The organism is Mesorhizobium sp. M7A.F.Ca.CA.004.06.1.1 (assembly GCF_003999135.1).
In the GTDB taxonomy this organism is placed as follows: domain Bacteria; phylum Pseudomonadota; class Alphaproteobacteria; order Rhizobiales; family Rhizobiaceae; genus Mesorhizobium.
This window is the reverse complement of record NZ_RZPQ01001140.1, coordinates 1-1216: the sequence shown is the minus strand read 5'-3', so window position 1 is coordinate 1216 and position 1216 is coordinate 1. Positions and strand designations below refer to the sequence as shown.

Here is a 1216-nt window from a genome sequence, read left to right as displayed (position 1 = left end):
ATCTCGCGGCGTGATGGGCGGGTGAGCGAACAGAACGCCGACACTGCGGCGCGGAACAGCCTTTCGGCCTTTCCCGAGTCTTTTCGCACCGCGATTTGCCTGAAGTCCGAAGATGACACGAAGGATACGCCCGTACTCGACACAACCTTGACGACGCTCGACCGGGACCGTGCCGGTTCCGAGAGTGCCAAGAACAAAGTTCAAGTTAGCGACGATCCGTTAGCGTTCCGTTAACCCTCTGCCGGCCTTAATGACATTTGGAGGCGTTGCGTTGTGCTCCGGGGAAACCGAGAGGAATGCGCGAACCATGGGCATGGTACTGTCTTTCGTGCCGCGTACGGCACCAAACACCAGAGTAAAGCAAACCGCCGAAATGCCGGCAGCGGTGATCATCTTTCCCGGCATCCGCTACGAGCGGCCGCATGCCGGCGAAGTGCGGCCGGTCGATCCCGACAAGCCGGGTTCGCCAGGACCAAAACCGGTCCCGCACCACTGAGTTTCGGCGGCCACGGACCTTTGGTCCGGGATCATGTCTAGTGCATGTCGCCCAAAAGTGACCTCGGTTTTGGGAGAACGACATGCACAAAGATCCAAAGCGGGTCGTCTGAATCCGTTCAGACGCGACTCGCTTTAGAAGTCCTGCAACTCGCAGGAACTCTGTTCGAAGAAGCGCGAAACGATCGGCTTCCAGCTGCTGTCGGGCACGAAGGCGCGGATGACGAAGATGCCTTCCTCGATCGGCGCTTCGACGAAGATCGCTCCTTGAAGATCCTCTGGAAGATCCTTGCGCACGTCGATCATCTGCGCCGGCGTCAGCACGACGGCATCCAGAACGCCGCCGGTCGCTGTGTGGTCGTTGAAGGAATAGATGTTGTGGCCGCTGCGGTCATAGACCGACACCGACCAGAACGGGACATGCCCAGGTGCCTTGACGCGGACCATGCCTTCGCCCAGATCGAACCGGCAGGCCGTCGCGTAAAACAGCGGGTCGACGGATTTCACCACGGGCGCGCCACCGGCCTCGGCATCGAGCCGCGTCATCTTGTACAGATCCGACGCCATGGACAGCCGCGACCAGGCATCGCGTTCGGAAAACTCGGGCACCAGCAGCAGCACGGCGATGTGCACGATGCCGGCGCCGAGCAGACCGAGCAGGACGGCATGCAGAAGTCCGCGCATCGCAGCGTAAAAACTACGCATTGCAGCCGACCTTGAC

Annotated in this window: 3 protein-coding genes; 2 read left to right on the top strand and 1 reads right to left on the bottom strand. The window is 60.8% G+C overall.

Annotated features, from left to right (window positions below; translation table 11 throughout):
- On the top strand, positions 1–234 hold a 234-nt coding region (locus EN906_RS37625), incomplete at its 5' end, for a hypothetical protein (protein WP_206529262.1).
- Between the two features lie 73 nt (positions 235–307).
- Positions 308–496 (top strand): hypothetical protein, encoded by a 189-nt coding sequence (locus tag EN906_RS34550; RefSeq protein ID WP_127272037.1) that lies wholly within the window; start codon positions 308–310, stop codon positions 494–496.
- A gap of 134 nt (positions 497–630) precedes the next feature.
- Here EN906_RS34550 and EN906_RS34545 read toward each other — a convergent pair whose 3' ends face one another.
- Positions 631–1200 (bottom strand): DUF1254 domain-containing protein, encoded by a 570-nt coding sequence (locus tag EN906_RS34545; protein ID WP_127271883.1) that lies wholly within the window; start codon positions 1198–1200, stop codon positions 631–633.
- Between the last annotated feature and the right edge of the window lie 16 nt (positions 1201–1216).

Excerpts from the sequence above, each read along its gene's own strand:
- EN906_RS34550 (WP_127272037.1), top strand. The coding sequence starts at position 308 with ATGGGCATGGTACTGTCTTTCGTGCCGCGTACGGCACCAAACACCAGA.
- EN906_RS34545 (WP_127271883.1), bottom strand. The coding sequence starts at position 1,200 with ATGCGTAGTTTTTACGCTGCGATGCGCGGACTTCTGCATGCCGTCCTG.